Source organism: Allocatenococcus thiocycli (assembly GCF_921292965.1).
GTDB classification, from domain to species: domain Bacteria; phylum Pseudomonadota; class Gammaproteobacteria; order Enterobacterales; family Vibrionaceae; genus Vibrio; species Vibrio natriegens.
This window is the reverse complement of record NZ_CAKLCK010000024.1, coordinates 60,634-68,671: the sequence shown is the minus strand read 5'-3', so window position 1 is coordinate 68,671 and position 8,038 is coordinate 60,634. Positions and strand designations below refer to the sequence as shown.

Annotated in this window: 6 protein-coding genes and 1 pseudogene; 1 reads left to right on the top strand and 6 read right to left on the bottom strand. The window is 46.4% G+C overall.

Going from position 1 to position 8,038, the window contains the following annotated elements; all coding sequences use genetic code 11:
• The 4 genes and pseudogenes from aspA to L9Q40_RS08760 form a co-directional block, all read right to left on the bottom strand.
• Window positions 1–213: pseudogene (gene aspA, locus L9Q40_RS08775) on the bottom strand (aspartate ammonia-lyase); the annotation flags it as partial.
• Between the two features lie 164 nt (window positions 214–377).
• Complete coding sequence (locus L9Q40_RS08770; RefSeq protein ID WP_014233252.1) at window positions 378–860, bottom strand: hypothetical protein; 483 nt, start codon at window positions 858–860, stop codon at window positions 378–380.
• Between the two features lie 105 nt (window positions 861–965).
• Complete coding sequence (locus L9Q40_RS08765; protein WP_014233251.1) at window positions 966–2,693, bottom strand: sodium:solute symporter family protein; 1,728 nt, start codon at window positions 2,691–2,693, stop codon at window positions 966–968.
• Window positions 2,694–2,705: 12 nt separating this feature from the next.
• The gene (locus L9Q40_RS08760) at window positions 2,706–2,969 is read right to left on the bottom strand and encodes a DUF4212 domain-containing protein (RefSeq protein ID WP_020336217.1); all 264 of its coding nucleotides are present in this window, start codon (window positions 2,967–2,969) and stop codon (window positions 2,706–2,708) included.
• A gap of 388 nt (window positions 2,970–3,357) precedes the next feature.
• On the opposite strand from L9Q40_RS08760, the gene L9Q40_RS08755 reads away from it, so the two are divergent.
• Entirely contained in the window at window positions 3,358–5,100 is a 1,743-nt protein-coding gene (locus L9Q40_RS08755; protein WP_014233249.1) for a potassium/proton antiporter, read from the top strand.
• Window positions 5,101–5,266: 166 nt separating this feature from the next.
• Here the strand turns inward: L9Q40_RS08755 and L9Q40_RS08750 are convergent, their stop codons facing one another.
• Window positions 5,267–5,896 (bottom strand): response regulator transcription factor, encoded by a 630-nt coding sequence (locus L9Q40_RS08750; protein WP_014233248.1) that lies wholly within the window; start codon window positions 5,894–5,896, stop codon window positions 5,267–5,269.
• A 193-nt stretch (window positions 5,897–6,089) separates the two neighbouring features.
• Window positions 6,090–7,910 (bottom strand): protein-disulfide reductase DsbD, encoded by a 1,821-nt coding sequence (locus tag L9Q40_RS08745; protein ID WP_498793055.1) that lies wholly within the window; start codon window positions 7,908–7,910, stop codon window positions 6,090–6,092.
• Between the last annotated feature and the right edge of the window lie 128 nt (window positions 7,911–8,038).

Sequence of the window (8,038 nt, the reverse complement as noted above, 5' to 3'; positions counted from 1 at the left end):
CAATTTTACTGTCCTAATAATTCCTAATTGAGCATTAGTCAGTGCTGCGGTTTGTTTGATATGTGCCAAAGCAAGGATGAAGCCTTGTGGCATGGTGTGTCTGCTGATGGAAAAATTGTCTACGGCACGTTGAGTTTGAGCCTGATAGAGAGCATCAGAAGGGACTTTCACCTCACCCATGCTGTCGGTTTCAATACGAAAGTCTCTGGTCATGACTTGCTCCTCTGTTCTCAATCCTAAGTCTCTTATCAACCATAGGTGATTTACGAGGATTTTGATGACAAAAAAGCCGATGCATGAATACACGCATCGGCTTGGAGCAAGTGAGCTATTTCCCTACAATTAAGCCCAGCTTTCTATTTTGCTCTTTATTTCAGTTATTCGGTAAACAGGGTCTCGTATTTCACGAAAGCCGTTTGAGTCTCGCCGTAGTAGAGCGTTCCTTCTGACTGAATGACCACTCTTAACCAGCTTTCTGCTGATTTTGGCTTCGGTAAGGTGATGTACCAGTTTTTACCTGCTTGATCAGCGGGCTTCATATCGACTGGCTGTGCGTTCTTTTCCTGATTTGCGACCACAGAAACTTTCACGCCTTCCAGTGGAAAAGCCGCATTGAGAGACAATTCTAGACTGTCTTTCGTTAGCTTCTCAGAGCGAAACTTCACTTTAAAATCGCCATTTTCCATATCACAAAGACCACTGGTGTAGCGACAATTGGACTTGCTGGCCAATTTATAACTTTCACCTTCTTTCGCGGCATGAGGCTTTTCACTTAACGCTAAATCCGTACCGAAGTAGGCAATTAACGATAGGATCGGAGCGATTAACAGGGCGATAATTAAGTGCTTGTTTTTGAACATCTTGGCTTCCTTGCAACGACAGACTTCGAAATAGTAACTGAAAATAGAGAATAAAAAAGCCCCGGACAGATGTTTCCAGACGGGGCTTTGTGGTTCTAATTATAATTAGTGATCGACAGCTTGGCCCGCACCTACTGGTACACGTACGTGCTCAACCAGATCTTTCACTTCTTGTGGTGTTTCTGCTGTTACTCTCGATACTGCGAACGCCACGATGAAGTTGAATAGCGCACCAATTGCACCAAACGCGTTTGGCTCAATGCCTAGGAACCAGTTGCTGCCCCAGCTTTCCAGGTAAGTCCAATCCGCGATGAATAGGATACCTTTGTGTTGGAACACGTAGAACAGCGTGATACTGATACCAGCGATCATACCTGCGATAGCGCCTTCTTTGTTGATGCTCTTACTGAAGATACCCATCATCAATGCAGGGAAGATAGAGGATGCTGCCAGACCAAAGGCCAGTGCAACGGTACCTGCCGCGAAGCCCGGTGGGTGTAGACCTAAGTAGCCTGCTACCGCAATTGCCACTGCCATGGAAATCCGGCTGGCAAGGAGCTCTTTCTTCTCGGAGATATTCGGGTTAATGACCCCTTTGATTAAGTCGTGAGATATCGCGGACGAAATCGCCAGTAGTAGACCCGCAGCGGTTGATAGTGCAGCTGCCAGACCACCTGCCGCAACCAATGCGATTACCCAGTTTGGTAGCTTAGCAATCTCTGGGTTAGCCAGTACCATGATGTCGTTATCAACTTTTAGCTCGTTAGTCGCCGCATCAGAAGTGTACTGAATGTTGCCATCACCGTTCTTATCATCGAAACCTAGCAGGCCTGTTTTTTCCCAGTTTTTAAACCAAGCAGGACGCTCGTCGTAAGCTAGGTGTTGGCCAGGCGCCGGGTTAACTGTGTTCATTAGGTTTAGGCGCGCCATTGCTGATACTGCAGGTGCTGTTGTGTAAAGAATAGCAATGAAGATTAGTGCCCAACCTGCTGATGTACGTGCGTCACGAACCTTAGGTACCGTAAAGAAACGGATGATTACGTGTGGCAGACCAGCCGTACCGATCATCAGTGACATGGTGTAAGCAAACATGTTTAGTGTATCACCACGAACTTGAGTGGTGTATTCACTAAAGCCGAGTTCGGTCACCACCTGATCGAGCCGATCGAGTAGATAGACATCGGTTCCCGCCATGGTACTACCAAGGCCAATTTGCGGAATTGGGTTACCAGTCAATTGCAGAGAGATAAATACTGCTGGGATAGTGTAAGCAAGAATGAGTACACAATATTGAGCAATCTGCGTGTATGTGATGCCTTTCATGCCGCCTAGTACAGCGTACATAAATACGATACACATACCAATCAGTAGACCTGTTGCGTAATCTACTTCTAGGAAGCGACCGAATGCAACACCTACACCTTTCATCTGACCGATAACGTATGTTACGGACGCGATGATCAGACACACAACCGCTACGATACGCGCTGTCTTAGAGTAGAAACGCTCACCGACAAACTCTGGCACGGTAAATTTACCGAACTTACGTAGGTAAGGAGCAAGAAGCAGAGCAAGCAGAACGTAACCGCCAGTCCAGCCCATTAGGAATACAGAACCACCGTATCCCATGAAGGCAATCAGACCCGCCATCGAAATAAACGACGCCGCTGACATCCAGTCTGCTGCTGTCGCCATACCGTTCGCGATTGGGTTTACACCGCCACCCGCAACATAGAACTCTTTGGTTGAGCCTGCGCGCGCCCAAATCGCAATCCCGATGTACAGGATGAAGGTTGCGCCAACAACCAGGTAGGTAATAGTTTTCAAATCCATCTGAGTGACTCCTTACTCATCTACGCCGAATTCACGGTCGATTTTGCGCATCTTCCACGCGTAGTAGAAAATAATACCCAGGAAGGCGTAGATGGAGCCTTGTTGAGCAAACCAGAAACCAAGTTTGTATCCGCCTAGTTGAAATTGATTGAGTACATCGACAAATAAAATGCCGCAGCCGAAAGACACTAAGAACCAGATGACCATTAGGCCAATCATTAGCTTCACGTTCTTGTCCCAGTAGGCTTTGGCTCTTTCTTCGCTTTCAAACGCCATTGCCGTCTCCTTACGATTGGTATTGTTGTTAAAAAAATGTTTCACCATGTACATTAGCAAGGTGTTGGCAAGAACTCTTTTCAACTTTAGTCGGGGCATAAAAATCAAAAAACGCCCGTAGAATGGGCGCTTAAGGCAATTGTAAGAGAATTTTACTATGTTAATGTGGTGTTAAATTAGCCTAAGGTCTAATGCGAAATGACATATTTCACTAATTATTTTTGCTGGCGTTATCTTTTCTTCATTTGTTTCATGAAACCTATACTCATTGCTACAAGTTATTTGTTTACATAAAGTTTTCGTTTCAACTAAAGCATTGAGACACGATAAGGGGTTAGACTAACGGTCTTAGTACGTTGGCCATAACTTTTATATTAGGGAGAGTGGAATGGACGCAAACACCATCAATAGCTTTTTTCTCGTCGGTGCATTGCTGATTGCACTGAGCGTTCTTCTAAGCCCTGTGTCCTCTAAACTGGGTATTCCTATTCTTCTCGTGTTTCTTGCGGTTGGTATGTTGGCCGGAGAAGATGGCTTAGGCGGAATATTATTTGATAATTACTCAATTGCTTATTTAGTCAGTAACTTAGCTTTAGCGATTATTCTGCTTGATGGTGGCATGAGAACACGAGTCGCGAGCTTCCGGGTGGCGTTGTGGCCTTCGGTGTCATTAGCCACGCTGGGTGTGGCAATGACGACGCTTTTAACCGGTTTGATGGCGACCTGGCTGTTTGATCTGGACTTACTGCAAGGGATTCTTGTGGGCGCTATCGTGGGCTCTACCGATGCTGCTGCGGTGTTTTCACTACTGAAAGGGCGCAGTCTCAATGAGCGTGTCGGCTCAACGCTGGAAATCGAATCCGGTACCAACGATCCGATGGCGGTATTTCTCACCGTTACCTTAATTGCTATTTTGTCGAGCTCAGGTGCGGAGTTAAGTGTCGGCTTTTTAGCACTGAGCTTTGTGAAGCAGTTTGGCATTGGTGCATTGCTTGGTATTGCTGGTGGCTGGTTGTTATGGAAGATCATAAACCGCAATCAGCTACCGGATGGCTTGTACTCCATTCTGACCGTCAGTGGTGGTCTGCTGATTTTTGCCTTATCGAATACATTCGGTGGTAGCGGCATTCTGTCCATTTACCTAGTCGGTCTGTTATTAGGTAATCGCCCTACGCGCAGCCGTCACTCGATTCTTCATGTGCTGGACGGAATGACATGGTTGGCCCAGATAGGCATGTTCCTCGTGCTTGGTTTGTTGGTCACGCCTTCGAATCTGTTGTCGATAGCCTTGCCGGGGCTGGCACTCGCCTTTGGTATGATTCTGTTTGCTCGTCCAATTTCAGTGTGGGTAGGCTTACTGCCATTCAAAAGTTTTACGCCGCGTGAAAAGTGGTTTGTTTCCTGGGTGGGGTTGCGTGGTGCCGTGCCGATCATTTTGGCGGTGTTCCCGATGATGGCAGGCCTTCCTGATGCACAGCTTTATTTTAACCTCGCGTTCTTCGTTGTTATGGTCTCGCTGATTGTTCAGGGGGGCACATTGACCAAAGCAATGTCGCTAGCCAAAGTAGAACTGCCTCCAAAACCGGAGCCAATATCGCGAATTGGTGTCGAGGTTTATCCTACCAGTGAGTGGGAGCTATTTATCTATCGATTGAAAGCAGACAAATGGTGTATCGGGGAGCCATTACGTAGCTTGTCTATGCCGGAAGGCACGCGTATTGCGGCGGTCTTTCGCCATCAGGAATTGATGCACCCATCTGGAAGTACCAAGCTGGAAGAAGATGATACTTTGTGTGTCTTTGCTCAAGAGAAAGATTTAGATGCGTTGAGCCTGTTGTTTAGTGAAGCTCCAGAAAAAGCATCAATGACTCGTTTCTTTGGTGATTTCTTTTTGGATATTGAAGTCAGACTGGCCGATGTTGCCATGATGTATGGTTTGGATCTTGGCGAGGAAGCGCTGGGTATTACACTGAGAACCTTGGTGGAAGAACAACTGGGAACAGCCCCTGTACTGGGTGACCAGTTTGAATGGCAAGGGCTACATTGGATTATTGCTGATGTGGTCGATCAGCAAGTGACCAAAGTAGGCTTACGCTTGCCTACTGAACAAGAGGAATCGGAAGAAGAGTAATATCAATCACAGTAAGACAATGGTCAGAAATAGCGCAGGAAAAACGCTTGAGAACAAGGCAGGGTTTTTCGATAAGTAGTTATTCTACAATCAAAAATTATAACGCAGTTATCTAGTGTTTTAACAAGCTAGGATGACCAGTTACTTACTACGATTGGTATAAGGCTTAGTTGTTCATTTCCGTTAACATGATGACAGCTTGAGTACGGTTCTTCACGCCCAGCTTGCGGAAAATCGCCGTCATGTGCGCTTTGATGGTGGCTTCTGATACATTCAGCTCATAAGCGATTTGTTTGTTCAGCAAGCCATCTGACAACATCCCCAACACTTTATATTGCTGCGGCGTCAACGTGGCAATCTTCTCTGCCAAGTCACTACATGCAGCATTATTGGTAATCAGACCTTCAGGGAAGTACGGGTCGCCGTTAAGCACCTGATTGATCGCATTAACGAGTTCACGCATATCACTTGATTTAGGAATGAAGCCGAAAGCGCCGTGACTTTTAACCTGAGTTACGATAGCAGGCTCTTCACTGGCTGAAACGACAACTACTGGTAAGTCAGGGTATTCAGCACGCAGGTGAATCAGGCCCGACATACCATTTGCGCCAGGCATCTTGAGATCCAATAGCACTAAGTCTGGCTCCTCTTCCCTCTCCAATAACGCAAGTAAGGCATCGAGTGAGTCAGCTTCGAGAAGATTGGCACCACTCACCGCCATGTGTACCGATTGGAACAAAGCATTACGGAAGAGAGGGTGATCATCAGCAATGATGATGGTGTAGGTCGAATCCATGACGTTAAACACTTTTGACTATTTGGTTAAATTTATTATTGTCCAGCTTTGAGATTGTGGACAATATTTATTCGCTAAAAGTCTGAACCAAATCGACTTTTATTAGAGAAAATGCATATAATCCTCATTTTATTTTTTTGTTTTGTGCAATAAAAACGCCAGTAGAAAATTACTGGCGTTTGAATTTGTCTGATTAGAACTGATTGATGTGCTCTAAGAAAGGCTCTGCCTGCATGAAACCAGTTAAACGAGCGTTTGAAACGTGCTCTCCTTTACTGTTCCAAAACTCAATCGTTGGTAGGCCAAGGACATTCATACGCTTGAGTAATTCAATATCTTGAACCTGATTTTTGGTCACATCCGCTTGCAGTAGCACAAAATCTCGCAACTTTTCTTCGACTTTTGGCGAATGGAAGGTGTACTTCTCAAACTCCTTACAGGCCACACACCAGTCGGCATAAAAGTCGAGCATGACCGGTTTACCTTCCGCTTTTGCTAATGCCAGTTGTTCTTCTAGCTCTGCGACATTCGCTATCCGCGTGAAACTGACACTGGCTTGTTGAGCATGAGTTTCGTTGTTACCAAACCAATAATTCAACGCAGGTTGTGCGGAAGCGAATAATCCCAGAACGGCAATAATTCCAACGGCACTCTGTTTCCAGCCGCCAAACTCGAGGCTGTTTTTCACATGATATAGCCAGCCAAAAGCAGCTACACCCAACACAGACCAAAGTAACGTTGACCACATTTCAGGTATCAGGCGTTCAAGCAGGAAGATAGGTGCTGCGAGCAGAATGAATCCGAATAGCGTTTTAACTCGGCCCATCCAGTTACCCGCTTTAGGCAGCAGTTTATTGCCGAAGACCGCAACCAGAATCAGAGGAATCCCCATCCCCATAGCCAGGGCGTACAGAGCAACACCACCGGTTAGCAGATCGCCACTTTGCGCGACGTAAAGCAGCGCACCAGAGAGCGGAGCAGTAGTGCACGGTGAGCATACCAAACCGGAAATAGCACCCATCACAAATACTCCAGTACCGCTGCCACCGTGCTGTTTGTTACTTAGATTATTGAGCCAGGTTTGCACGCTGCTTGGGAGTTGCAGCGAATACAGGCCAAACATCGACATTGCCAACGCGATGAATAAGACACTCAGACCGATGAGTACATACGGGTGCTGCATTGCCGCCTGGAACTGCATACCCGCAGAAGCAACGACCAGGCCAAGTAGGGTATAAGTCAGCGCCATACCTTGTACGTAAATAAACGACAAGCCAAGTGCACGTCGTTGGCTGAGTTTCCCGCTACCAAGCACAATGCTGGTTAGGATCGGGTACATAGGCAGTACACAAGGAGTAAAAGCAAGGCCGACACCTAAAGCTAAGAACAGCAATGGTGTCCACCAGCTTTCAGCCAGGTTTGCCGCCAGACTGTCTTGCTGCGTAACAGGCGCTGTTGGCGCTGTGTTTGTTACTTTTGGCGTGGCTTGTGCTGTTTGTTTTTGGGGTGGCTGTTGTGGTGCAGTGGCAACTGCAGAACCTGCCGGTGACGTAAATGCGTTGATAGGAATGACCCGCGTTTCTGGTGGATAGCAGAAACCTGCTGAGGCACAGCCTTGATACTGGACGATAACACGTGCACCTTCCTGCCAATTTGAAAGCGGAACATTGACAAATAGTGGCATGGTATAGATATGCACCTCTCCAAAGAACTCATCTTTGTGTGGTGTCCCACGCTCCATGTCTAACTCACCAAGCGTGACATTCTCGCCGGATACCGACAAACGTTCTTGATACAGGTAGTAGCCGTCACGTACCTGCCAGTCGAGCATCAGCTTGTCATCTTGCTGATAAAAATTAAACGGAAACGCTTGATCAACAGGAACAAAGCTGTCGCTGCTGTTACCGAAGTTGTTGTTCTGACTATTGTTAAACTGGTCCTTGCCGAATAAGGCTAAAGAAGGCGCAGAAAAGGTAATCAACCCTAAGAGTAATACGGAAAGTAATGCACGCATAAAATGTTCAATTCGTCTTAGCTAATTGCCGTAAGTGTAACTCAATCAGACCTGCTGACTAACCGATAAGTTTCATCAAAGTGAAGATTTGTTAATCAATACGTTCAAATTCTGGCAATAAAAAAGGG

Coding starts and splice junctions, on each gene's coding strand:
- L9Q40_RS08770 (WP_014233252.1), bottom strand. CDS start 860: ATGTTCAAAAACAAGCACTTAATTATCGCCCTGTTAATCGCTCCGATC.
- L9Q40_RS08765 (WP_014233251.1), bottom strand. CDS start 2,693: ATGGATTTGAAAACTATTACCTACCTGGTTGTTGGCGCAACCTTCATC.
- L9Q40_RS08760 (WP_020336217.1), bottom strand. CDS start 2,969: ATGGCGTTTGAAAGCGAAGAAAGAGCCAAAGCCTACTGGGACAAGAAC.
- L9Q40_RS08755 (WP_014233249.1), top strand. CDS start 3,358: ATGGACGCAAACACCATCAATAGCTTTTTTCTCGTCGGTGCATTGCTG.
- L9Q40_RS08750 (WP_014233248.1), bottom strand. CDS start 5,896: ATGGATTCGACCTACACCATCATCATTGCTGATGATCACCCTCTCTTC.
- L9Q40_RS08745 (WP_498793055.1), bottom strand. CDS start 7,910: ATGCGTGCATTACTTTCCGTATTACTCTTAGGGTTGATTACCTTTTCT.